This is a genomic window from Buchananella sp. 14KM1171 (assembly GCF_041380365.1).
Classification (GTDB): Bacteria; Actinomycetota; Actinomycetes; order Actinomycetales; family Actinomycetaceae; genus Buchananella; species Buchananella felis.
Genome location: NZ_CP159981.1, coordinates 1,434,331 through 1,457,330, shown reverse-complemented (window position 1 = coordinate 1,457,330; position 23,000 = coordinate 1,434,331). Strand labels below are relative to the sequence as shown.

The 23,000-nt window shown below is 67.8% G+C and carries 20 protein-coding genes; 10 read left to right on the top strand and 10 right to left on the bottom strand.

The window, feature by feature from the left end:
- Nucleotides 1–213: 213 nt before the first annotated feature.
- The 3 genes from ABYF38_RS05695 to ABYF38_RS05685 all read left to right on the top strand — a co-directional run bounded on the left by ABYF38_RS05695 (nucleotide 214) and on the right by ABYF38_RS05685 (nucleotide 1,414).
- Nucleotides 214–741, top strand: coding sequence for a phage holin family protein (locus ABYF38_RS05695; protein ID WP_371151433.1), 528 nt, complete (start codon nucleotides 214–216; stop codon nucleotides 739–741).
- On the top strand, nucleotides 738–1,025 hold the full coding sequence (locus ABYF38_RS05690; protein WP_371151432.1) for a DUF3618 domain-containing protein: 288 nt from the start codon (nucleotides 738–740) through the stop codon (nucleotides 1,023–1,025). The genes ABYF38_RS05695 and ABYF38_RS05690 overlap by 4 nt, the downstream gene beginning before the upstream one ends.
- A 203-nt stretch (nucleotides 1,026–1,228) precedes the next feature.
- Entirely contained in the window at nucleotides 1,229–1,414 is a 186-nt protein-coding gene (locus ABYF38_RS05685) for a DUF3073 domain-containing protein (RefSeq protein WP_371151431.1), read from the top strand.
- A 197-nt stretch (nucleotides 1,415–1,611) separates the two neighbouring features.
- Here the strand turns inward: ABYF38_RS05685 and purM are convergent, their stop codons facing one another.
- The 4 genes from purM to ABYF38_RS05665 all read right to left on the bottom strand — a co-directional run bounded on the left by purM (nucleotide 1,612) and on the right by ABYF38_RS05665 (nucleotide 6,867).
- Nucleotides 1,612–2,781, bottom strand: a complete 1,170-nt coding sequence (purM, locus tag ABYF38_RS05680; protein WP_371151430.1) for a phosphoribosylformylglycinamidine cyclo-ligase — start codon at nucleotides 2,779–2,781, stop codon at nucleotides 1,612–1,614.
- Entirely contained in the window at nucleotides 2,782–4,509 is a 1,728-nt protein-coding gene (purF, locus tag ABYF38_RS05675; RefSeq protein WP_371153001.1) for an amidophosphoribosyltransferase, read from the bottom strand. It lies immediately after the preceding gene.
- Nucleotides 4,510–4,609: 100 nt separating this feature from the next.
- Nucleotides 4,610–6,319 (bottom strand): RNB domain-containing ribonuclease, encoded by a 1,710-nt coding sequence (locus ABYF38_RS05670; protein ID WP_371151429.1) that lies wholly within the window; start codon nucleotides 6,317–6,319, stop codon nucleotides 4,610–4,612.
- Complete coding sequence (locus ABYF38_RS05665; RefSeq protein WP_371151428.1) at nucleotides 6,316–6,867, bottom strand: sterol carrier family protein; 552 nt, start codon at nucleotides 6,865–6,867, stop codon at nucleotides 6,316–6,318. The genes ABYF38_RS05670 and ABYF38_RS05665 overlap by 4 nt, the downstream gene beginning before the upstream one ends.
- A 183-nt stretch (nucleotides 6,868–7,050) precedes the next feature.
- Between ABYF38_RS05665 and ABYF38_RS05660 the strand changes: the two genes are divergently transcribed.
- Together ABYF38_RS05660 and ABYF38_RS05655 are read left to right on the top strand one after the other, a co-directional pair.
- On the top strand, nucleotides 7,051–7,800 hold the full coding sequence (locus tag ABYF38_RS05660; protein ID WP_371151427.1) for a RelA/SpoT domain-containing protein: 750 nt from the start codon (nucleotides 7,051–7,053) through the stop codon (nucleotides 7,798–7,800).
- Between the two features lie 19 nt (nucleotides 7,801–7,819).
- The gene (locus ABYF38_RS05655) at nucleotides 7,820–8,059 is read left to right on the top strand and encodes a hypothetical protein (protein ID WP_371151426.1); all 240 of its coding nucleotides are present in this window, start codon (nucleotides 7,820–7,822) and stop codon (nucleotides 8,057–8,059) included.
- 174 nt (nucleotides 8,060–8,233) lie between these two features.
- Here ABYF38_RS05655 and ABYF38_RS05650 read toward each other — a convergent pair whose 3' ends face one another.
- Nucleotides 8,234–10,243, bottom strand: coding sequence for a PTS fructose transporter subunit IIABC (locus ABYF38_RS05650; RefSeq protein ID WP_371151425.1), 2,010 nt, complete (start codon nucleotides 10,241–10,243; stop codon nucleotides 8,234–8,236).
- A 115-nt stretch (nucleotides 10,244–10,358) separates the two neighbouring features.
- Nucleotides 10,359–11,354: a 1-phosphofructokinase family hexose kinase gene (locus ABYF38_RS05645; protein ID WP_371151424.1), complete on the bottom strand. Its 996-nt coding sequence runs from the start codon at nucleotides 11,352–11,354 to the stop codon at nucleotides 10,359–10,361.
- A gap of 81 nt (nucleotides 11,355–11,435) precedes the next feature.
- Here ABYF38_RS05645 and ABYF38_RS05640 point away from each other — a divergent pair, with 81 nt between their 5' ends.
- Entirely contained in the window at nucleotides 11,436–12,194 is a 759-nt protein-coding gene (locus ABYF38_RS05640) for a copper homeostasis protein CutC (protein WP_371151423.1), read from the top strand.
- A gap of 296 nt (nucleotides 12,195–12,490) precedes the next feature.
- On the opposite strand, the gene gdhA is transcribed toward ABYF38_RS05640, so the two are convergent.
- The 4 genes from gdhA to purS form a co-directional block, all read right to left on the bottom strand.
- Entirely contained in the window at nucleotides 12,491–13,831 is a 1,341-nt protein-coding gene (gene gdhA, locus ABYF38_RS05635; protein ID WP_371151422.1) for an NADP-specific glutamate dehydrogenase, read from the bottom strand.
- 380 nt (nucleotides 13,832–14,211) lie between these two features.
- The gene (gene purL, locus ABYF38_RS05630) at nucleotides 14,212–16,551 is read right to left on the bottom strand and encodes a phosphoribosylformylglycinamidine synthase subunit PurL (protein ID WP_371151421.1); all 2,340 of its coding nucleotides are present in this window, start codon (nucleotides 16,549–16,551) and stop codon (nucleotides 14,212–14,214) included.
- A complete protein-coding gene (gene purQ, locus ABYF38_RS05625) occupies nucleotides 16,548–17,279 on the bottom strand; it encodes a phosphoribosylformylglycinamidine synthase subunit PurQ (RefSeq protein WP_371151420.1) in 732 nt (243 codons plus the stop codon). The genes purL and purQ overlap by 4 nt, the downstream gene beginning before the upstream one ends.
- Complete coding sequence (purS, locus tag ABYF38_RS05620; RefSeq protein ID WP_371151419.1) at nucleotides 17,276–17,536, bottom strand: phosphoribosylformylglycinamidine synthase subunit PurS; 261 nt, start codon at nucleotides 17,534–17,536, stop codon at nucleotides 17,276–17,278. Before purS ends, purQ begins: the two co-directional genes overlap by 4 nt.
- A 371-nt stretch (nucleotides 17,537–17,907) precedes the next feature.
- Between purS and ABYF38_RS05615 the strand changes: the two genes are divergently transcribed.
- The 4 genes from ABYF38_RS05615 (at nucleotide 17,908) to ABYF38_RS05600 (ending at nucleotide 22,865) form a co-directional block, all read left to right on the top strand.
- Complete coding sequence (locus ABYF38_RS05615; RefSeq protein WP_371151418.1) at nucleotides 17,908–18,909, top strand: phosphoribosylaminoimidazolesuccinocarboxamide synthase; 1,002 nt, start codon at nucleotides 17,908–17,910, stop codon at nucleotides 18,907–18,909.
- 198 nt (nucleotides 18,910–19,107) lie between these two features.
- A complete protein-coding gene (locus ABYF38_RS05610; protein ID WP_371151417.1) occupies nucleotides 19,108–20,499 on the top strand; it encodes an ATP-binding protein in 1,392 nt (463 codons plus the stop codon).
- A gap of 263 nt (nucleotides 20,500–20,762) precedes the next feature.
- Nucleotides 20,763–21,995, top strand: a complete 1,233-nt coding sequence (locus ABYF38_RS05605; RefSeq protein WP_371151416.1) for a type II toxin-antitoxin system HipA family toxin — start codon at nucleotides 20,763–20,765, stop codon at nucleotides 21,993–21,995.
- Nucleotides 21,996–22,061: 66 nt separating this feature from the next.
- Nucleotides 22,062–22,865: a hypothetical protein gene (locus ABYF38_RS05600; RefSeq protein WP_371151415.1), complete on the top strand. Its 804-nt coding sequence runs from the start codon at nucleotides 22,062–22,064 to the stop codon at nucleotides 22,863–22,865.
- Nucleotides 22,866–23,000: the final 135 nt, after the last annotated feature.

The following is a 23,000-nucleotide window of genomic DNA, read 5'->3' as shown; positions in this document are numbered from 1 at the left end:
CCGTAACAAGCTGACAGGCGCCGCATTGGCACTTTGGAATAACTGACAAAAGGTGATCTTTTGGGCCAAATTCCGTCGATTGTGCGCAGTGTCGGGGTCCCGCCCGCCGGCCCGTCGAGGACACCTCACTTCGCTAGCCCTGCCCCACTAGAGTGCGCGGCGCGGAACAAACAAATAGGCTGGTCCAAACGCCTAGTCCGCAAGGAGTCACCCGTGTCTTCCCCGAACAGTCAGCAGCCCTCAGTGGGAGAGCTCGTGGGGCGCATCTCGCTCTCCATCTCCTCGCTGATCCGTGGCGAGATCGATCTGGCCAAGGCCAAGGCGGCTCTGATCGGAAAGCGCTACGGCATGGCCATCGCCATGTTCGCCGCCGCTGCGGTCCTGGCACTCTTCGCCCTACCGTTCGTCCTCTGGACGATCGTCTACGTGCTGGCCATCTGGCTGCCGATGTGGGCGAGCGTGCTCATCGTGACCGGCCTGCTGTTCCTGCTGATCGCAGTGCTTGGGTGGCGAGGCATCGCCTCCCTCCGGGCCGCGAGCAAGGTGCAGGTCTCCCCCGCTGAGGGGCTGGCCGTCTCCGTGCAGGCCGTCACCACCGGCGTGGCCCAGGGCCAGGCGAAGGCCGCGGCGCAGGAGCAGGCCGCAGCTGCGGCTCGCTCCGTGCAGGACCAGTACGGCGCCGGCGTAGCCGGGGGCACCACCAACACCGTCAAGCCCGCTAGCGAAGGAGAGGCGAAGTGAGCCGCACCCCCGAAGAGATTGAGGCCGAGCTCAACAAGGTGCGCGCCGAGCTCACCCAGGACGTCAGTGACCTGACGCAGCTGCTTTCCCCCGCCAAGCTGGGCGAGACCGTCAAGGAGACGGTCAAGTCCGCGGGCCGCTCCGCCTGGAACGACACCAAGGAGCGCTCGCGCGCTTTTGTGGAGAAGGTCAAGAGCGGGGACAGGGAGTCGATCGCGGCCGCCGCCGTGGGTCTTTCCCTGGTGGCGGGCCTGGTGCTGCTCCGCTTCACCCGCAAGCGCTAAATCCCTGTATTCGAGACGTTTTTTCTCACCTGCTCGGCAGCGAAACGGCGGCATCGGCCCAGTTCGGTGTGCGGTAAAGCTCGCGCCTTGAATGGAAGCGAGCCCCCGGGACGTTGTACCCTGTAGGCACGACACAATTTTGCAGACATTCAACGCAGCCGCACTATGTGCCGCTCGTTCTCAACGGTGGAGGGGGTCACGTCATGGGGCGCGGCCGTCAGAAGGCAAAGCAGACCAAGGTAGCGCGGAGGCTGAAGTACTACAGCCCGGAGACCGACTACCAGGCACTGGAGCGGGAGCTATCCTCCACGAGTAGCGGGGCTGGCTACGACTACGACGACGTTCCGCCGGCCATCGACGACTGGGACGACTACACCCCCACGCGCTGACCGCTCGGTAACGGGCGCCTCGCCTATACAGCAGTTTTCGCCGCCATCTTCTGGTGCGCCCTTTCGCGCGCCCGCGCGCGGGCCGGCCAGACGTGAGGGGATTGGTGTGGTATCTCGCGGGGCGGCCCGGCGGACTCAAAAGGGTGGGGCGGTGCGTCCCACGCACCCCCCCACCCTCAGCCCGGGTCTGCGCAACCTTAGGCCGTCCGGTAGGCGCCCACCATGCGCACGCTGCCACCGGTGACGCCCTTGGCGCCCGTGGTGACGCGAGCCTCGGGCGCCCGCAGGGCCGCGCCCTCCTCGGTGTAGACCTCACCCAGCACCCACGGCTCGCTGCCCTCGCGGCGCGCCGCCGCGAGGGCAGCGTCCACGTGCTCGGGGGCCACGATCGCCACCATGCCCACGCCCAGGTTCAGGGTCACCTCCAGGTCGTCCCAGCTCACCCCGCCCAGGCGGCCCAGCACGTCGAACACCGGCGGCACCACCCAGGTGCCCCGGTCGATCACGGCCGCCAGCCCGGTGGGCAGGACGCGGGCCACGTTCGCGGCCAGACCGGCCCCGGTCACGTGCGACAAGGAGTGCACGCCACCGATCGCGGCGCGGCCGGCGGCAGCGTCGTCCACCAAGGCTCCGGTGGTGCCACCCAGCGCGTCAATCAGGTCCAGGCAGGGGCGGGTGTAGAGGCGGGTGGGCTCCAGCAGCTCCTCACCCATGGTGCGGCCGAACTCCTCCACGTGGCGCTCCAGCGGGGTGCCGCTGACCTCCAGCACCTTGCGCACCAGGGAGTAGCCGTTGGAGTGCAGGCCGGAGGCGGGCAGCGCGATCAGCACGTCGCCCTCGCGCACGTGCTGCGGGCCCAGCACCGCGTCGGCCTCCACCACGCCGGTGGCGGCGCCCGCGATGTCGTAGTCGTCCGGCTCCATCACGCCCGGATGCTCGGCGGTCTCGCCACCCAGCAGCGGCACGCCCACCTCCTCGCAGGCCTCGGCGATGCCGCGCACGATGTTCGCGATGCGCTCGGGCACCACGCGGCCGCAGGCGATGTAGTCGGTCATCAGCAGCGGGGTGGCACCCACCACCACGACGTCGTCCACCACCATCGCCACCAGGTCCTGGCCGATCGTATGGTGGATGTCCAGGGCGCGCGCCAACGCGATCTTCGTGCCCACGCCGTCGGTGGAGGTGGCCAGCAGCGGGCGCGAGTAGTCGCGCAGCGCGGAGGCGTCCACCATGCCGGCGAAGCCACCCTGGCCGCCCACCACCAGCGGACCGTGGGTGCGCCCCACCGCCGCCTTCATCAGCTCGACGGCGCGGTCCCCGGCCTCGGTGTCCACTCCGGCGCTGCGGTAGCTCAACGGCTCGGTCATTTACTTGCTCCCTCGGTAGGCGCTGGGCATGCGGGTGCGGCGGGGCAGCACCACGGGTTCGTGGGTGGAGGTGCCGTCGGTGACGCCCTCCACAGGGATCGGGTATTCGCCGGTGAAGCAGGCGGTGCACAGCTGGTCCTCGCTCTGGCCACTGGCCTCCACCATCGCCTCCAGGGACAGGTAACCCAGGGAGTCCGCGCCGATCGACTCGCACACCTGCTGCACGTCCATGCCGGCGGAGATCAGCTCGGCGCGGGTGGCGAAGTCGATGCCATAGAAGCACGGCCACAGCACCGGCGGGGAGGAGATGCGCACGTGCACCTCCTTGGCGCCGGCCTCCCGCAGCATGCGCACCAGGGCGCGCTGGGTGTTACCGCGCACGATCGAGTCGTCGATCACCACCAGGCGCTTGCCCTCGATCACGTGCCGCAACGGGTTGAGCTTCAAGCGGATGCCGCGCTGGCGGATGGTCTGGGTGGGCTGGATGAAGGTGCGGCCCACGTAAGCGTTCTTCACCAGGCCCATGCCGTAGGGGATACCGGAGCCGCGCGCGTAGCCGATCGCGGCGGGCGTGCCGGAATCCGGGGTGGGGATCACCAGGTCGGCGTCCACCGGGTAGTCGCGCGCCAGCAGCTCGCCCATCGCCAGGCGGGAGGCCTGGATGGAGCGCCCGGCCACCACCGTGTCGGGGCGGGCCAGGTAGACGTACTCGAACACGCACCCCTTGGGGTTGGAGGGGGCAAAGTGCTCGCTGTGCACGCCGTCCTCGTCGATGGCAATGATCTCGCCCGGCTCCACCTCCCGCACGAACGTGGCCCCGATGATGTCCAACGCCGCAGTCTCTGAGGCCACCGCCCAGCCCCGCTCCAGCCGACCCAACACCAGCGGGCGCACGCCGTTGCGGTCTCGCGCCGCGTACAGGGTGGTCTCGTCCATGAAAACCAGCGAAAACGCGCCGTTCAACATCGGCAGCACCTCCCGCACCGCCGGCAGCAGCTGGTGGCGCAGCGCCCCTGCGGGGATGATGCGGCGCGGCGCGCACGCGGAGGTGATCTGCACGCCCTCCACCGGCTTTACTGCCGCGTCCCCCACGCTCGCCCCCGGGGTGGCCGACGTTCCGCCCGCCCCGTCCTCGCTCCCGCCGGCCAGAATCTGACCAGTTGAGCCACCGGCCTGGGCGGCAGCGTCGTCCCCGCCAGCGCCCGCCTCAGCGGCCTGCTGTTGAGCAAAAGAAACGCCACCAACCAGCGAGGCAAGCACTGCGGTGTCTGTGGAGGAGCCCCGCCCAAGCTCACCCGTGAGGTCCTCGCCAAAGCGTTCCTGAATTATCCGCATCAGCGTGCGCGTGTTGGTGAGGTTGCCGTTGTGGGCCAACACCAGCGTGCCGGATGCCGTGGGCCCCAGCATGGGCTGGGCGTTCTCCCACCGGTCCGGGCCTTGCGTGGCGTACCGGACGTGCCCCACCGAGAGATGACCGGGCATTGTCCCCAGCACCTTGTCGTCGAACACCTGCGAAACCAGCCCCATGTCCTTGTAGACGATGATGTTGGAGCCGTCGGAGGTAGCGATGCCGGCGGACTGGGTGCCGCGATGCTGCAACGCGAAAAGACCGTAGTAAGTCAGTTGGGCAACGTCCTCACCCGGCGACCAGACTCCGAATACTCCGCATTCGTCCTGCCCTCCCTCGGTGGGGTCGAGCTCTACGGTGAGGGTGCCATCCGGTCTCATCACAAGTAAATCGTTTCATACCCGACGCCCGGTTTCCAAACACCAGGTCAGGATCTGGGCCACGTTTTTCCACCCGACGGATTGGGGTGACGCGAGGGGGCTACACGACCTTAGCCGTCACCTTACGAGCCGGCACGTCCACCCCGGTCACGCGCACCTCCACCTCGCTGGCCACAGCCAGGCCGCTACCCGTGACGGGGATGATCACGGCGGGCTCGGCCAACATGGCCACGCCCTGCGTGGAGTCGCGGTTCACCTCCAGCAGCACCGCCCGGAAGGTGGCCCCCTCCTGGCCCTCCAGCACCAGCGCCTCCAGCGCGGCCACCGCCCCGGAGTCCACCGCGCGGGCACGCCGCGAACCGGCCGCCATCTGGGCCGGCAGGGCCGGCAGCGCCTCCAGCACCCAGGTCGGCACCGGCCGCCCCTCGACCGCCGCCAGGCAGGCCTCCAGCCCGAAGCGATCCACCAGGCGACGCAGCGGCGCCGTGACGTGGGCGTAGGGGGCGGCGATCGAGCCGTGGGTGATCGCGGCAGCGTCGTCCACCGGCAGTGGCGGGCAGGGACCACCAAAGGGCAAATAGTTGGCGCCTCTAAACAGCGTCGTGGTGGCGGTGAGGAAGGCCGCGTGGGCGGGAATGTGGGACGACAGGCCGCGCACGAACTGCGCGTAACTCTGCTCCTGGTCCCACTCCAAGCCCAGCACGCGGGCAGTCAAGCGCAGCCGGGCGATCTCCTCCGGGCCCGCCGGTGGCAAGGTGCGCAAGATGCCCACCCCCGCCTGGCCCATAATCCGCGCGGCCTCCATGCCAGTCAGCAACGAGATCTGGGCATTCCACTCCTCCACGGGGAGCGTGGCGGCGTAGGTGAGACGGTAACCGCCCTCCACCCGCTCCACCTCCTGGGAGGGCGTGCGCAGGGAGATCCCGCCCCGCTCCAACTCCCTTGCCCGGCGCAGAGTGCCCACCTCCCGCAGTAACTGGGGCAGCTCCGGGGCAGCCTCCAGGCTCTCGCCCGTGTCCAGGGCGTGCTGCACCTGCCCGTAGGAGAGCTGGGCGCGCGAGCGCACCAAGGCGTGGCGCAGGTCCATGGCAATAACCTGGCCCGCACTGTCCAGCTCGAATCGCCAGACGTAAGCCGGTCGGTCTTTGCCCGGCAATAGGGAGGCGGCGCCCTCGCTGAGCACCGGCGGGTGCAGCGCGGTAGCGAAGTCCGGCGCGTAGACCGTCAACGCCCTGGCGCGCACCTCCCTATCCAGCGGCCCACCAGGCGCAACGAACGTGGCCAGCGAGGCGATGGCGTAGTGCACCACGAACGCAGCCTGGCCGCCCGGTTCAGTTGCGCGGTTAGCGGCGCCACGTTCTGGCCGACGTCCCTCCGACGCCCTTTCTATGTGCACCGCCTGGTCGAGGTCGCGCGAGCCCGGCGGGTCTATCGTCACAAGCGGGAGCTGGCGCAGATCCAGGGTCGGGACGCGGCCGGGCAGGCTGGCCCGGGCCCTGGCAACAGCTTGCGGGGGAAGCGGGAGCGGAGCGAATCCGGCGCAGTCTTGCGGGGGACGGCCTGCGGGGCCACCCTCCCCGGGCGTGGCGGGCCCGGGGGTGACGGGCTCGGGCGTGGCGGGCTCGGGCGTGGCGGGCTCGTTCGGCTCGCCCCAGTCCAATTTCTCCCAGGCCCGGGCCACGGCCTCCGCTTCAGCGAGTACGTCGGGCGGGAAGGCGGGCGGGACGTCGTTCTCCTGGCGCAGCGCATCCAGGGCGCGGCGGACGCGGCGGGAGGCGGCCGCGCCGGGGGCAAGGCGGTGCAGGCTCATCGCGCCTCCAATCCAGAAAGTGGGAAGAACGGGGCCATGTCCGCCCGAGAGCCGGAGGCGTGCAGGCGGGCGGTGGCGGTGGCGTCGGCCCAGGCCAGGTGACCCGAGGTCAGGCAGAGGAAGGTCACTGGGTCCGTCTCCACCACGTTGGGGGGCGTACCGCGCGTGTGGCGCGGGCCCTCGATCAGCTGGGTGACCCCGAAGGGCGGGACGCGCAGCTCGACGCTGCCGCCCGGGGCGCGGCTGGCCAGTTCCTCCAGGGCGAATCGCACGGCCGTGGCCAGGTCCGGGCGGGACAGGCCGGGGACGCTGAGGCCCGGCGGGGGGATGAGCGCTTGGGCGGCGGGGGCAGGCACATGGGCGGCGGCAGATTCGGCCTGGGGGACGCAGGTGGCCTCGGCCTGGGGGGCGGTGGTGGATTCGGCCTGGGTGGCGGCGGGGGCGGGCGCCGCAGTGGCGCGGGCGCCGGCCTGGGGGCGCAGCGCCTGCAAGGCCAGTCGATAGGCGCGCTCCCCCGCAGCGGGGTCAATGCGACGACGAGGCGGCATGGGCTGAGGATATCCGCGTTGGGCCGCGCTCTCACGCCCACCCGGCCGGAGAGACACCGATCGAGGCGAAAGACCCCACCGGGCGGGCGCGAGAACGGCCCGGCGGCCGAGTGCTCGAAGGGCCGGACAATCGGTCCTCCCGCCCTCACTTAGATGTTGGTGCTCTTCGCTAACCTCGTCGGCATGGAGCAACCGTCCAAGAGTGCAGTTCGCAAGGCCGGGTCGTGGGTCCGCACCGCCATTCAAAGCGGCGTCTCACTTGAGCAGGTCAAGGAAAGCTCTCAGATGCAAGTGATCACGAACTACAGAAACTGCTTCACCGAACCAATGAGACGGGTGACAGATGGCCTGGTCACCCTACTCAGCGAGCACGGGTTGGCCGGGCAGGTATCCTCACGCCTCAAGCGAGCTGAAACGATCATCGACAAGATCTCCAATAGGGAGCGCGGCCTAGACCTTTCCCGAATGCAGGACATCGGCGGCTGCAGGGTAGTTCTGGACAGCTTGCCGCAGGTACGGACCCTGGAACAAGCTGTCCTATCCCATTGGGCTAGCCGGGTGCTACGCACAAACGACTACTACAAGGAGCCCCGCCCGTCGGGCTATCGCTCGATCCATATCGTGGTCCAAGAGCAAGGTAGACCCATCGAAATCCAGTTGCGCTCACCGCTTGCGCACAGCTTCGCTCAGATGGTGGAAGCACTCAGCCAACAGTTCGGTACCAACTACAAGCAGGATGGCGACTCCCCCGTACATCGCTCTCTCGCGCAGGTTGCACGCCTCGTGTCTGAACTTGAGAGCTCCCAGCCCCACATACACACAATCAGAAGATACGTCACAGAGACTGAAGCGCTGATTTCATCTATAGTTGACGAACTTGGGAGGGGTGATCAAGGTGTCCTCAACGCTGAAGCAGTTCCTACTGATCTATGACCGCAAGGCAGATCAACTCTTGAAACAAGAGGAGTTTGACTCTGACACTGACGAAGCTGTCACCGCCTATCGCGCAGCGGAGCAGTACTACAGGGAGCAGCCATGGATGGACATCGTCCTGATTGGCTCAGACTCTCTCGAGACAGTGAAGAAGACGCACTCCACCTACTTCCCGGGCGCCTACCGACGCATCGTGCAGAGCATTACGGACCTGGATTCCTTCCTCACCAACTCGCAGGCGCAAGCGCAGGGCAGCTAGCCGTCCTCGGTGCCTAGGGAAAACTGAACGTGCAATCTGCCTAATCTCGCCCTTGACACCTGAGAATGGTCAGCCGGGAGCGCCCCGGGGCGTCCACGCGGTCTTGCCGCGCGTCGTCACGGGGCGCTCCCGCTTACTTATCCGGAGCCCGGGAAGCCCGCCTCCGATCGGCGGTCAGGCCTTCTTCTTCATGCCCTTGAGGAGCAGCACGGACGCCGCGCTAACCACCACGCCCACCGCGATGGCGAGCACAAAGAACACGGCACTATCGATGGCGAAGAACACGAAGATGCCTCCGTGCGGGGCGCGCGACTGCACGTCCAGGGCCATGGACAGTCCACCGGTGACGGCACCGCCCAGCATCATCGAGGGGATGACGCGCAGCGGGTCTGCTGCGGCAAAGGGGATGGCGCCCTCGGAGATGAAGGAGGCACCCAGCAGCCAGGCGGCTGCGCCGTTCTCTCGTTCGACCGCGCTGAAGAGCTTGCCTCGCACGGCGGTGGCGAGCGCCATGGCCAGCGGCGGCACCATTCCTGCGGCCATGACCGCAGCCATGACGCGGAAGGAGGCGGCGTCGCCTGCGGCTAGGCCCGCGGTGGCGAAGGTGTAGGCGGTCTTGTTGACCGGACCGCCCAGGTCGAAGCACATCATCAGGCCCAGGATCACGCCCAGGACTACTACTGAGGCGCCGTCCAGAGAGTTCAGCCAGTTCGTCAGCGCCGTCATGAGGGCTGCCAGCGGGCGCCCCAGCACCATGTACATCAACCCACCGGCCACCAGGGATCCCAGCAGCGGGATGATCACCACCGGAATGAGGCCGGCCAGCCAGCGCGGGGGCTTAAAGCTGGAGAGCCACAGGCCGATTCCACCGGCCAGCAGACCGCCGACGATACCTCCCAGGAAGCCGGCGCCCACGGCGACGGCCACTGATCCGGCCACGAAGCCGGGGGCGATGCCGGGCCGGTCCGCCATGGCGAAGGCGATGTAACCCGCCAGCGCAGGGACCAGGAAGCCCATCGCTATGGCACCGATCTTGAAGAAGACCGCGCCCAAGTAGATCATCAGCCCGCCCTCGGGCAGGTTGGCGAAGCTGTTTTCGGCCACCACCTGGTCGGCGACGTCGGTGATGTCGTAGCCTCCCAGCAGGAAGCCGAGCGCGATCAGCAGACCGCCGGCGGCCACGAACGGGATCATGTAGCTCACGCCGGTCATCAGGATCTGGCGCAGGCGCGTGCCCCAACCGGCGTTGGTCTCCGGCTTGACCTCGGCAGCACCCGCCCCGGCCGCGCCCTCGGCGGGCAGGCGGTAGCCGTTCGGGTCGTCGGCCATGGCCAGGGCCTCCTTGACCATCACCTCGGGCTCGTTGATCGCGCGCTTGACGCCGCTGACCACGGCCGCCTTGCCGACGAACCTCTCCTTGCCCTTCACGCCCACGTCGGTGGCCAGGATGACGGCGTCCGCCCCGGCGATCACCTCCGCCGGGATGCGATCTCCCTTGGCGCTGCCTTGCGTCTCCACCACCACTTCGACGCCCAGCTCCTTGCCGGCTCGCTCCAGGGACTCGGCGGCCATGTAGGTGTGGGCGATGCCGGTGGGACAGGCGGTGACGGCCACGATGCGGCGCAGCCTGCCGTCGCCGCCTCCCGCCTGCGGGGTGGACGACGCTGCCGCGCCGCTTCCCGCCGCCATCGCGGCAGCACCGGCCTCGACGCCCGCCGGCTGGGCCACGCGCTCGGGCTCCACCTGGGCGGTGACGATGGCCGCCACCTCCTCGGCGGAGGTGGCCGAGCGCAGCGCGCCGGTGAACTCCTTCTTCATCAGGCCGCGCGCCAGCTTGGCCAGCAGCTTGAGGTGGGCGTCGTCTGCGCCGTCCGGGGCGGCGATGAGGAACACCAGGTCTGCGGGGCCGTCCTTGGAACCAAAGTCCACCGGCTGGGCCAGCCGGGCAAAACCGAGCGAGGCCGTGTTCACGGCCGCCGACCGGCAGTGCGGGATGCCGATTCCGCCCGGTATGCCGGTGGGGGTGATTCCCTCGCGGGCACGGGCGTCTCGGGCGAGCCCGGCCGCCTCAGCGCGGCCGGTTGCCGCCACGACCTTGGCGAGCTCGTCGATCACTTCCAGCTTGGTGGGCCCAAATGGTGCGTCCAGCACCACCAGTTCAGGGCTGATCAATGGTTGGGACATGGCTGATGCCTTCCTAGGTGGGACGTTTTGCGCTTCCGAAGCGCGAAGGGGATGCAGCTGGCAGCTGCGAAAGCCGGTGGGGAACCCGGCGGGCGCGCCGCAGGGGCGCGCGGGGTCAGTACAGCTGGGTCACCTCCGTACTCAGTTGGCCCGCGAGCACGGGGGTGGCCAGGCCGGTGCCGGGCTGGGCGGCGGCCGCAGCGCCGTAGGTGACGGCGGCGGACAGGCGGGCGGGAGCGTCGTCCCCCCGAGAAAGGGCGATCAGGTAGCCGGCCAGCGAGGAGTCGCCGGCGCCGACGGTGGAGGCCACCGTGATGTCGGGGCTGGTGGCGAACCAGGCGCCCTGCGCGGTCACCAGCACCGCGCCGGCCCCACCCAGTGTGGCCAGGACCGTCTCCACTCCCCGCTCGATGAGGGTGGAGGCCACGCGCGCCACCGGCAGGGGGTCACCGGCCTGGGCAGCCGCCTCCAGCTCGGTGCCGTCCACGTCAGCCAGCTGGGCCAGCTCCTCGCTGTTTGGCTTGATCAGGTGCGGGGCTGCCTGGGGCAGGCGGAGGGCGATAGCGGCCAAGGGCTCGTCGGAGGTATCGACGGCCACCTTGACGCCCGCCGCCCGGGCAGTCTCCACCACGCCCGCGTACCAGTCCGGCTCCATGCCCGGGGGCAGCGAGCCGGCCAGCACCAGCCAGTCCAGGCCGAGCAGGCGCTGCTCGATAGCGGCGGACAGGGCGGCGCTGAGCGCCGGGGTGAACGGGGCGCCGGCGCCGTTGATCTTGGTGGTCTTGCCGTCTGCCGAGGTCAGGGCAATGTTGATGCGCGCGGGCCCTGCGGCCGGGGAGAGGGCGTAGTCCAGCCCGAGCGCCGCCACCCCCTCCACCACGGGGTCTGAGGTAGCTGCCGGGGCCTGGCCTAGCCCGGCGGGAACGGTTGGGGAGGTGAGCAGTGCCGTTACTGGCAAACCTGCGCTGGCCAACACGCGGGCCACATTTATGCCCTTGCCGCCAGGCTGGTTGATTGAGTCGACAACTCGATGGACTCCCTCTGGCACCAGCGCCGAGGCGAGGGCAAGGGTTTGGTCTTGGGACGGGTTGGGCGTAACGGTGAGGAACATTCTTCAAATATACGCACTCGATGTGATCTAGGACACCCTTTTCCGAGTCGTGGGCGGGTGGCCACACGGCATACTGGCGCCATGGCTATCGAGATCGCTGTTCAGGACCCGGCCGGCGCGCGCGTGGCGGCCCACGCGGGAGCGGATCGGGTGGAGCTGTGTACCGCGCTCGGCATTGGCGGGCTCACGCCGTCTACTGCGGCAGTGGAGCTGTGCGCGGCGCAGGGAATCGACGTGCACGTGCTGATCCGCTCGCGCGGCGGGGGCTTCGTGTTCAGCGCCGAGGAGGTTGAGCAGATGGCCCGCGAGGCCGCCCAGTGCGTGCGGGCGGGCGCGGTGGGCGTGGTGATCGGGGCCCTGCGGCCCGACGACACCCTGGACCTGCCGGCCCTGGAGCGGATCGCCGCCGCCGCCCGTGCGGAGGATGCCGGCGTGGCGATTACGCTGCACCGGGCCGCCGACGTCGCCCTCGCAGCCCAGTCCCACTCCCCCGGCCAGATCGTGTCAGCCTGCGCGGGCCTGGGCTTCGCGCGCATTCTTACCTCCGGCGGGGCCCCGGCCAGCGGCCAGGGACTGGAGGTGCTGGGGCAGCTGGCCCTTGCCGGGGTCGAATCGGGGGTGGAGATCCAGGCCGGTGGCGGGGTGAAGATCCAGGACTTTGCGTCGTTGGCGGCAGCGGGGGTTCCCAGTGCTCATCTATCTTGCCGGGCGGTGCGCGCGGACGCCGGCTCAGCGGGTCCCGGGGGCGGACCAGCCTCCTTCGACTACACGGACCCGGAGCTGGTGGAGGCCGCCGTGGCTGCGGCCACGGCGGCCGGGCTCACCGCCGCGAGGGCTTAGGACCCCGGCCGGGCCGGCGCTCAACTCGACGTTCGATCTTTCAACTCGACGTTCGCCTCCTCAACTCGACGTTCGCGACCGGGTAAACGTCTAGATTCACCGCCGAACGTCTAGATTCACCACCAAACGTCTAAACCGGATGCCTCGCCCTAGCAGCCCAGCCAACGCGCCTCCGGTACAGCCCACGCGCCCCAGCGCGGGAACAGCGCGGGAACAGCGCGGGAACAGCGCGGGGGCGCGGTGCTCACCGGCACCGCGCCCCCAACCCCAGCCTTCGCCAGGCTTAACCCGACGGGTCAGATCACGCCGTGGGCCAGCATCACGTCAGCCACGCGCTTGAAGCCGGCGATGTTGGCGCCCAGCACGTAGTCGCCGGGGCGGCCGTACTCCTCTGCGGTGGCGGCGCAGGAGTCGTGGATGTCGTCCATGATCGCGTCGAGCGCGGCCTCGGCCGTCTCGAAGGACCAGCGGGAGCGGGAGGAGTTCTGCTGCATCTCTAGGGCGGAGGTGCCCACGCCACCGGCGTTGGCGGCCTTGCCGGGGCCGAACAGCACGCCGGCACCCTGGAAGGCCTCTACGGCCTCCGGGGTGGAGGGCATGTTGGCGCCCTCAGAGACGGCAACAACGCCGTTCTTGATCAGCGTGGCGGCTGCGGCGCCGTCCAGCTCGTTCTGCGTGGCGGAGGGGATGGCAACGTCGCAAGGCACGTCCCAGATGGAGCCGCCGGCCACGTACTGGACGGAGCCGCCCTTGCGCTCGGCGTACTCCTTGATGCGTCCGCGCTCGACCTCCTTGATCTGCTTGACGAGCTCCAGGTCTACCCCGGCCTCGTCCACGATGTAGCCGGCCGAGTCAGACAGAGCCACCACCTTGGCGCCGAGCGCCTGGGCCTTCTCGGTGGCGTAGATGGCCACGTTGCCGGAGCCGGAGACCACCACGCGGCGCCCCTCTAGGTCTTCGCCGCGCGTGGCGAGCATGTTCTTGGCGAAGCGCACCGCGCCGTATCCGGTGGCTTCGGTGCGCACCAGGGAGCCGCCCCAGGCCAGGCCCTTACCGGTGAGCACGCCGGCGTCGTAGGAGTTACGCAGGCGCTTGTACTGACCGAACATGTAGCCGATTTCGCGGGCGCCCACGCCGATGTCGCCGGCGGGCACGTCAGTGTTGGGGCCGATGTGGCGGGAGAGCTCGGTCATGAAGGACTGGCAAAAGCGCATGACCTCGGCGTCGGAGCGGCCGTGCGGGTCGAAGTCGGAGCCGCCCTTGCCGCCGCCGATGCCCTGGTTGGTGAGGGCGTTCTTGAAGATCTGCTCGAAGCCGAGGAACTTGATGATGCCGCCGTTGACGGAGGGGTGGAAGCGGATGCCGCCCTTGTAGGGGCCGAGCGCGGAGTTGAACTCGACGCGGAAGCCGCGGTTGACGCGCACGTTGCCCTGGTCGTCCACCCAGGGGACGCGGAAGATGATCTGGCGCTCGGGCTCGACGATCCGGTCGATCAAGCCGGCCTCTGCGTAGTGGGGGTCCTTTTCGATTAGGGGGCTCAGGGAGGTGAGCACCTCGTGGACGGCCTGGTGGAATTCCACCTCTCCCTTGTTGCGGGAGACGACCGTGTCATATACGCCCTGCAGCAACTGGTGCATGGGCTGTCCCTTCTCACAGGCTCCAACCAGCGGAGCATTAGTTGAAACTTGCACCCAGCCGGTCCGCGTTCTGTGGCCGATTGCGCTGCCGCAGGACCCGGGTCGTCTTCGGCGCCGGGAAGAGTTTGGCACAGTGCGCCCGCTTGAGACTAGTTCGGCCAGCATTTGAAACGCTCTTTACCTTTGCGATCTTGGCCACCCCGCCTTGCCGGCCACCCCCTGGCCTGCTTTTGCTGGACGACGCTGCCGCCCGGCCCGCGCATAGCAGTGGGGGCCGACGCTCCCTCACACCAGCGAGAGGAACGTCGGCCCCCAGTAGCGGCCATAGCGGCGGCCGCAAGAGCGGGCCGGCCTAGTCGGCTCGACCGCCAAAAGGCGCCTTAACCGAACAGGGCCGGCAGCGGGGCGGCCACGGCGGCGCGCAGCTCGGCCACGTCGATGGACTCCACGCCGCGGATCGCCAGCAGCTCGCCACCGGTGGTGCCGATGCGCTGCGCCGGGACGCCGGCCGCGAAGGCGCGGTCCAGCACGGCGGCCACCTTGTCTTCTTCCACGGCCAGCAGCGCACGCGCGCCGGACTCAGAGAAGAGCAGCTCGAAGGTGGAGAGCTCGTCTCGCCCCTCCACCTTGGACAGGTCGAAGGAGCCACCCACGCCGTAGCGCACGCAGCCGTCCACCAGGGCTTGGGCCAGGCCGCCGGCGCTGAGGTCGTGGGAGGCGGCGGCCTCGCCGGCACGCACGGCACCGATCAGGACGTCGGCCAACGCCTTCTCAGCCTTCAGGTCCACCTGCGGGGGGAAGCCGCCCAGGTGGCCGTGCACTGCGCGCGCCCAGGCGGAGCCGTCCAGCTCCGCGAAGGTCTCGCCCAGCAGGATCACGGCCAGGCCCTCGCGGTTCCAGCCGGAGGGGACCACCACGGAGACGTCGTCCAGCACGCCCAACACACCGACCACAGGGGTGGGGTTGATGGAGGAGTTGATCTGGCTCTTTTCCGCACCGGAGGAGTTGTAGAGCGAGACGTTACCACCGGTGACGGGCACGCCCAGCTCCTCGCAGGCCTGTGCCAGACCGTGGATGGCCTCCACCAGCTGCCACATGGCGTCCGGGTCCTCCGGGGAGCCAAAGTTGAGGCAGTCGGTCACCGCCAGCGGGCGGGCGCCCACGGTGGCGACGTTGCGGTAGGCCTCCGCTAGTGCCTGGGCGGCACCGGTGCGCGGGTCCAGCTTGGCGAAACGGCCGTTGGCGTCCGTGGCGATGGCGACGCCACGGCCGCTGGACTCGTCCACGCGGATCACGCCGGCGTCGTCCGGCTGGGCCAGGGCGGTGGCGCCCTGCACAAAGCGGTCGTACTGGTCCGTCACCCAGGCGCAGGAGGCCTGGTTCGGGTCCGTGGCCACCTGCAGGATGGTCTCGCGCAGCGCGGCCTCGCCCTCGGGGCGCTCCAGGCGGTCGGTCGTGTCCGCCACCAGGGCGTCCTGCCAGGCCGGGCGGGCGTAGGGGCGGTCGTACTCCGGGCCGTCGTGGGCCACGGTCTTCGGGTCCACATCCACGATGCGGTGGCCGTGGTGGTCGATCGTCAGGCGGCCAGTGCCGGTCACCTCACCGATCACGGCGGTCTCCACGTCCCACTTGGCGGTCACGGCCAGGAACTGCTCCAGCTTCTCCGGCTTGACCACGGCCATCATGCGCTCCTGAGACTCAGACATCAGGATCTCGCCGGCGGTCAGGGTGGGGTCGCGCAGCAGCACGTCGTCCAACCAGACGTGCATGCCGCCGTCGCCGTTGGAGGCCAGCTCTGAGGTGGCGCAGGAGATGCCGGCGGCACCCAGGTCCTGGATGCCCTCCACCAGGCCGGCGGCGAACAGCTCCAGGCAGCACTCGATGAGCACCTTCTCCATGAAGGGGTCACCCACCTGCACGCTCGGGCGCTTGGCGGGCATGCCGTCCTCGAAGCTCTCGGAGGCCAGGATGGAGGCGCCACCGATGCCGTCGCCGCCCGTGCGGGCGCCGAACAGCACCACCTTGTTGCCGGCACCGGAGGCGTTGGCCAAGTGGATGTCCTCGTGGCGCAGCACGCCCACGCACAGGGCGTTGACCAGCGGGTTGCCCTGGTAGCAGGGGTCGAACTCGATCTCGCCGCCGATGTTGGGCAGGCCCAGGCAGTTGCCGTAGCCGCCCACGCCGGCCACCACGCCGTGCACCACGCGCGCCGTGTCCGGGTTGTCCACCGCGCCGAAGCGCAGCTGGTCCATCACGGCCACCGGGCGGGCGCCCATCGAGATGATGTCGCGCACAATGCCGCCCACGCCCGTGGCCGCGCCCTGGTAGGGCTCCACGAAGGAGGGGTGGTTGTGGGACTCGACCTTGAACGTCACGGCCCAGCCGTCGCCGATGTCCACCACGCCGGCGTTCTCACCCATGCCCACCAGCAGGTGCTTCTTCATGTCCTCGGTGAGGTGCTTGCCGAAGGTGCGCAGGTGCTTCTTGGAGGACTTGTAGGAGCAGTGCTCGGACCACATCACGGAGTACATGGCTAGCTCGGCGTTGGTGGGGCGGCGCCCCAGCAACTCGACGATGCGCTCGTACTCGTCCGGCTTCAGGCCCAGCTCCGCGTAGGGCATCTCCTGGCCGGGGGTGGCCGCGGCGTTCTCTACTGTGTCCGGCACGTGCTCGGTCTTCACAGCCTGCTCCTTGTTCTCGGTCATGCCGGTCTCGCTCATGCCGCACCCACCACGGAGCGCAGGACGGAGGTGAAAATGGCCAGGCCGTCGGTGCCCTGGCGGGGGCCGGTGGCGCCGTCGGGGCCAAAGCCGGCCTCCACGGCGTGCTCCGGGTGGGGCATGAGGCCAACCACGTTGCCGGCCTCGTTGCAGATGCCGGCGATGTCGTTGACGGAGCCGTTCGGGTTGACGTCCATGTAGCGGAAGACCACGCGGCCCTCACCCTCCAGGCGGGCGATGGTCTCAGCGTCGGCCTGGAAGTTGCCTTCGCCGTTCTTCAGGGGCACCACGATCTCCTGGCCCACCTGGTAGTCGCCGGTCCACGCGGTGGAGGCGTTCTCGATGCGCAGCTTCTGCTCGCGGCAGATGAAGCGCTGGTGGTCGTTGCGGATCAGGGCGCCGGGCAGCAGGTGGGCCTCGCAGAGCACCTGGAAGCCGTTGCAGATGCCGAGCACGGGCATGCCGGCCGCGGCGCGCTCCACCACGGTCTCCATGATGGGGGCGAAGCGGGCGATGGCGCCGCAGCGCAGGTAGTCGCCGTGGGAGAAGCCACCGGGCACCACGACGGCGTCGACGCCGGTGAGGTCGGTGTCCTTGTGCCACAGGGCCACGGGGGTGCCCCCGGCCAGGCGCACGGCGCGGGCAGCGTCCCTGTCGTCCAGGGTGCCTGGGAAGGTGATGACGCCGACTCGCACGCCGGCCAACTCGCTGGTCACGGCCTGGTTCACTTGGCGTCCTCGACCAGCTCGTGCACGCTCACGACGTTCTCGATGATCGGGTTGGACAGCAGCTCCTGCGCAGCCTTCTTGGCGGCGGCCAGGGCTTCTTCGGTGACGGGGCCGTCCACGGTCAGTTCGAAGCGACGCCCCTGGCGCACGTCCGTGAAAACCTCGATCCCCAGACGGGGCAGGGCGCCGCGCACGGCCTTCCCCTGCGGGTCCAGAATCTCCGGCTTGGGCATTACCTCAACGACGATCTTTCCCATGCGTTCCTCACATTGAACTGGGGGTGGGCAGTAAGGCCCAGTTTAGCCAGGAATCGCGCCCGTTTTGGGGGCCCATCCGAGCAATGGAGTGCGCCACTTTCGCGCCCGGCGCGGCGGTGTGAGCGTCGTCGCTTCTGGCGGGGTTGGTGGGGGTGATGGCCGACGCTGCCGCGCCTACCTGCGGCGAAATCCCGGGCGCCCGGCGCGCCTGCCGCTACCGCGCGGGGCTGGGCGGTGTGAGCGGCGCCTCGCCGGGCGGACACGGGAGGAAATGGGGTGGGGCGGCAGCGTCGTCCACCTGGGGAGAAAGGAGGCCGGGCGGGCGCGGCTGGAGGGTTGGCCGGGCTGGGGGCGGGTGAAAGGATGGGGGCATGACTGACTCGCCGCTCGCCATCCCCGCCCCGCCGGTCATCGAGGGCTGGCGCCACGTCTATTCCGGCAAGGTGCGCGACCTGTACGAGCCCGAGCCGGGCACGCGCAGCGACGACGCCGTGCTGGTGGTGGCCTCTGACCGGATCAGCGCGTTCGACTACATCCTGCCCACGCCGATCCCAGACAAGGGCAAGATCCTCACCGCGATGAGCCTGTGGTGGTTCGAGCAGCTGGAGGGGATCGTGGCCAACCACGTCATCTCCACCGACGTGCCTGAGGTTGTGGCCGGGCGCGCGATGATCTGCCACCGCCTGGAGATGGTGCCGGTGGAGTGCGTGGTGCGCGGCTACCTGACCGGGTCCGGGCTGGTGGAGTACAACGCCGGGCGCGAGGTGTGCGGGATCCCGCTGCCTGACGGGCTGGTGGAGGCCTCCCGGCTGCCGGCGGCGATCTTCACGCCGGCCACCAAGGCGGCCGTGGGCGACCACGACGAGAACGTGTCTTACGAGGTCGTGGCGCAGAGCGTGGGCGAGGACGTGGCGCGGGCGCTGCGCGAGACGTCGATTGCGGTCTACGAGCGGGCGGCCCAGCTGGCGGCGGCGCGCGGGATCATCCTGGCGGACACGAAGTTCGAGTTCGGGTTCCTGCCGGGGGCCGGCCTGGAGTCTGGCGGCGCGGAGGGCGGGGCTTCGGCAGGCGGGCCGGGCGGTTCGAAGGGCGGGGCTTCGGCAGGCGGGCCGGGCGGCGCGCTGATTCTGGGCGATGAGGTGTTGACGCCGGATTCGTCGCGGTTCTGGCCGGCCGACCAGTGGGAGCCGGGGCGGGTGACGCCCAGCTTCGACAAGCAGTACGTGCGCGACTGGCTGCGCTCCCCGGAGGCCGGGTGGGACCGCGCCGGGGGCGCGCTCCCGCCGGAGCTGCCGGCCGAGGTGGTGGAGCGCACGCGCCAGCGTTACATCGAGGCCTACCAGACGCTGACGGGCAGGGTCTTCCAGGGCTGAGCGGCCCGGGAAGGTGGCTGTGGGGGCCGGGGGATGCACATCCCCCGGCCCCAGCTGTAACACCTACTGTCACCTACTGACTCATTTTGGTGTTACAGCATGCGACAGTAGATGCGACAGTAGAGGGCGGATCGTTGCAATTCCAACGAATCGCGGCTCCGCTACTGACTCATACTGTAACAATGTTACAGTAGGTGAGTGCCATCACACGAAGTAGACTCAGCCCTAGCCAAAGCGGGAGCTGAGCTTGTCACCTCCCTCAGCACGATCGCTGAGGACCAATGGTTTGATCGCAAGTCCGGCCGCATTGCAGCAAAGGACCTAGCCCGCCCACTCATCGCGTTCGCCAATGCTGAGGGCGGGACGATTGTGGTCGGAATTAACAACGCAGCCGTAGACGGCGTTTCCACAGAGCTCGAGAACTCTATTCGACAAGCCCCTATCGACTTTACTGTTCCACCTGTCCGTGCTCGCTTCGACGCCAGGGACGTCGAAGGCAAGAGGATTCTGATTGTGCGCGTTGAGCCCAGCGACACCGTGCATACCAATCAGGCAGGAGACTGCTTCCTCCGGATCGGCGACGAGTCCCGCAAGCTCAACCTGGCCGAGCAGACGGAACTCACTTACGACAGAGGCGGCGGGCCTTTCGAGGCTACGGTCGCCCAGATCTCGGTTGCCGACCTGGACCAGCAGCAACTTGAGGCCTATCGAACGACCATCGGCTCCTCCTCAGTTCAAGAAATGCTTGCCGCCCGGGACCTAGTCAACCGCCGCAGTGAGCTCACTATTGCCGCCGAGCTCTTGTTTGACGAGCGACCACAGCGGGACTTCCCAAGCGCATACGTTCGAGTGCTGCGTTACGACGGAGACACACGGGAGGTGGGGGCGCGCATGAACCTCCTCCACGACTCCCGTATTGAGGGCTCCATCCCGGAGCAGATCAACAACGCTGCAGCAGAAATCGAGCGACTTGTGCCACGCCACAAGCGACTGGTGGCATCTGGACGCTTCGAGCCAGTGCCCATCATTCCTAGAGATGCGTGGCTGGAGGGGCTCGTCAACGCAGTGGTGCACCGCTCCTACAGCACCATGGGCGACCACATACGAGTCGACATCTTTGACCACCGCATTGAGATCTCATCCCCAGGTCGCTTCCCGGGTCTAGTCGATCCCTCCAAGCCACTTGCCATCTCCCGTTACGCTCGCAATCCCCGGATAGCACGCGTGTGCGCCGACCTTGGCATCACTCGCGAACTAGGAGAGGGAATCAAGCGCATCTTCGAAGAGATGAAGATGCGTGGACTTACCGATCCCATCTATCGGCAGTCTTCTTCTTCCGTGACTCTTACTTTGAGCGGCACCCCGGCCACAAACCCGGACGCGTTGAAGTCGCTGACCAAGAGCGCACACACGGTACTTGAAGCGATGCGGCTGGCTGGTAAGCCTTTGAGCACGGGTCAGGTCGCGGAGCTAGCCGGAATTGCGCGCGCCACAGCGGGCCGGGCACTGCAAAGCCTCGTGGAGGCCGGTCTTGTGCAGTGGCATGGCGTCTCCCCTCAAGACCCGAACGCAACCTGGCGGCTGCTGTAACACCTACTGTCACCTACTGACTCATTTTGGTGTTACAGCATGCGACAGTAGATGCGACAGTAGAGGGCGGATCGTTGCAATTCCAACGAATCGCGGCGGCGCTACTGACTCATACTGTCGCATTGTGACAGTGAGTGGCTCATGGCGGGCTACGGCCGCGCGCAACCTGGATGCTCCTCCACTGCGGACCGGTTCGGCAACTCTCCTTGCCATTTGTCGGCAAAATGGCAAGAGGAGCTTTCATCTGCCGATTGGGGGCCACCGTGGCGCGCGAACAGCTCGAGGTGCACTGGACGGAGGAATCCGGGGCTACCCGGCACGTGGGAACGCTCAGACTCCACGGCTGGGCCCAAGCGCAGGAGTTCACCTACGCTTCAACATGGCTCGCCGAGGGTTTCAGCATCGGCGAAGGGATGCCGCTGGTCAGCGGACCACTTTCTCCACCGGGCGGGCTGCTCACATTCGGAGAATTTGACGACTCCGGCCCCGACGCGTGGGGACGCCAGGTTGTTCAGCGCGCACGCTCAGTGTCGGAGTGGGGGAACTCGGTGGGACTCCTGTCCGCCACCCCGGACCTGCCCCGGCAGGGGGCGCTGCGTTTTTCCGATTCGGTCGATGGCCCTTTTCTCCGGGAAATCGAGGAGTCCAGTTTCCCCGCAGGCATCGGCACCCTTTCTGCTATCCAGGCAGATATTTCCTCCTTCGCTAATGGGAGCGACGATCCAGCCCTGTTGCGTCGGCTCTTTGCGGGCTCAAGCAGTCAAGGAGGGGCGCGGCCCAAATCGGCAGTGATCTCGAACGATGGCAGGCTACTGATTGCGAAGTTCCCGGCAGAGACTGACAGGTACGACGTTCAGGCTTGCGAGGCCGTAGCTCTTTCGATTGCTAGGGAAGCGGGGCTACCGACTCCTGCCTTCCAGCTCGAAAGACTAGACGAGAACCGGAGCGTCTTACTACTGGAGCGCTTTGACCGTACCGACCGGGGCAGACTCGGATATCAGTCAATGCGTACGGCCAGCGGAATGGGACCGTACGAAGAGTTCAACTACAAGATGGCTGTGAGCACGGCACGGCACCTTGCCGGGAAGACTGCTGCGCTAAGTATGGTGACGGCCGCCGCGCTCGCAATCTGCGTGAACAACTTTGACGACCACGCCCGCAATTTCGGCTTCTTGCGCCAGGCGGGCACTTGGCGGGTTGCGCCGGTGTTCGACGTTGTGCCTTTCCCTTACGAAGAGAGTGGGACGCCACTGCTTTTGGGCGAAGACCATCGCAGCCTGGAGCAGCTGCTCGACATCGACTGGGGCCTACCCAGGCAGCTGGTGCTCGAGGCGGTTACCCGCGTGGCCGAGGCGGCGTGGCATGCCTGGGACGACGCACCCAGCCGCTTCGGCCTGGCAGAGGACCAGGCCGTGCGAATGCGGGACTACCTCAGGGCCAGGTGCGACTACGAGAGCGTGCTACGCGCGGACGGACCACGTTGTCCGAGACGCTGACCCGTCTGCGGTGCCAGACTGGCCGCACGCACTGTCGATCATTGCCCCCGACTTCGAGGAGAGGACTTGAAGAGCCCAGCCGATCTGATCCTGAAAATGCACTGGATTGGCGTTCACCCAACCCCTAACTGGGCGCTGAAAACATACCTCGACGTCTTCGACCAGTACTTTCCCGAGTTCGCCCCACACCAGTGGGGCCGCCCCAGAAGGCCACTGGACACCGCGGCGAGAAAAATCCTACTCGCCGAAAAACTTCCCGACATCTACATTCGCCTCTGGCATCGCCGGTTCATGAAACTAGCCAGTATCGACTTCCCATTTAGGGTAGAGCATGAAACACTTAAGATAATCCCTGACGCATCCTTAACATATAGCATCAACTGCCTACTAAAGCTCTCCATGAAGTCACTTGAGTCGGACCTCAATAGCGCCGAGCAGCTGCTTGTGAAGATGGCCGATGCGCTCGGCGCAGAGCTTGCAATCTGCTATAAGTACGAAGACATAGTGGGTGAGAGCATTTCAAATAAAGAGTTCACTAGGTTGATGCGCTTAGAAAACAGCTACTATCACGGTGCCAGCATTTACGGCTTGCCAGAGCTGCCCAGCTGGCTCCTCTGGCTCGGGGAGCGTTTTTCTACCCAAATGAATGACTGGCTGCGAGACTCCACCCCGGTCGATTGGGTGGTACGACAGACAGAACAGGGCACATTCGTAAAAATAAGTTCCGAGCCCACGTCACCAACAGAGCAACCTAAAACATGGTTCCCGCGCACATACCTACCGCGACGAACCATCTTCGGCAATTTCAAGCCTGCCAAGACACTCCCACACCTCCCGGGCGTCTACGGCTCGAAGCCGAAGCGCGACTAGAGAACCCTAGGCAGACACGATGCGAGTGCCCAGCCGACGTCACCGTGGCCGCCCAAGCGCCGACCGAGGGGGTACCCGTTCCAGTTCAGAACCCTCGCGACAGTCGTCAGCCGAACGTCAGCGCCTGCTTGCGAT

Coding starts and splice junctions, on each gene's coding strand:
- ABYF38_RS05685 (WP_371151431.1), top strand. CDS start 1,229: ATGGGGCGCGGCCGTCAGAAGGCAAAGCAGACCAAGGTAGCGCGGAGG.
- purM (WP_371151430.1), bottom strand. CDS start 2,781: ATGACCGAGCCGTTGAGCTACCGCAGCGCCGGAGTGGACACCGAGGCC.
- purF (WP_371153001.1), bottom strand. CDS start 4,509: ATGAGACCGGATGGCACCCTCACCGTAGAGCTCGACCCCACCGAGGGA.
- ABYF38_RS05670 (WP_371151429.1), bottom strand. CDS start 6,319: ATGAGCCTGCACCGCCTTGCCCCCGGCGCGGCCGCCTCCCGCCGCGTC.
- ABYF38_RS05665 (WP_371151428.1), bottom strand. CDS start 6,867: ATGCCGCCTCGTCGTCGCATTGACCCCGCTGCGGGGGAGCGCGCCTAT.
- ABYF38_RS05660 (WP_371151427.1), top strand. CDS start 7,051: ATGGAGCAACCGTCCAAGAGTGCAGTTCGCAAGGCCGGGTCGTGGGTC.
- ABYF38_RS05650 (WP_371151425.1), bottom strand. CDS start 10,243: ATGTCCCAACCATTGATCAGCCCTGAACTGGTGGTGCTGGACGCACCA.
- ABYF38_RS05645 (WP_371151424.1), bottom strand. CDS start 11,354: ATGTTCCTCACCGTTACGCCCAACCCGTCCCAAGACCAAACCCTTGCC.
- ABYF38_RS05640 (WP_371151423.1), top strand. CDS start 11,436: ATGGCTATCGAGATCGCTGTTCAGGACCCGGCCGGCGCGCGCGTGGCG.
- gdhA (WP_371151422.1), bottom strand. CDS start 13,831: ATGCACCAGTTGCTGCAGGGCGTATATGACACGGTCGTCTCCCGCAAC.
- purL (WP_371151421.1), bottom strand. CDS start 16,551: ATGAGCGAGACCGGCATGACCGAGAACAAGGAGCAGGCTGTGAAGACC.
- purS (WP_371151419.1), bottom strand. CDS start 17,536: ATGGGAAAGATCGTCGTTGAGGTAATGCCCAAGCCGGAGATTCTGGAC.
- ABYF38_RS05615 (WP_371151418.1), top strand. CDS start 17,908: ATGACTGACTCGCCGCTCGCCATCCCCGCCCCGCCGGTCATCGAGGGC.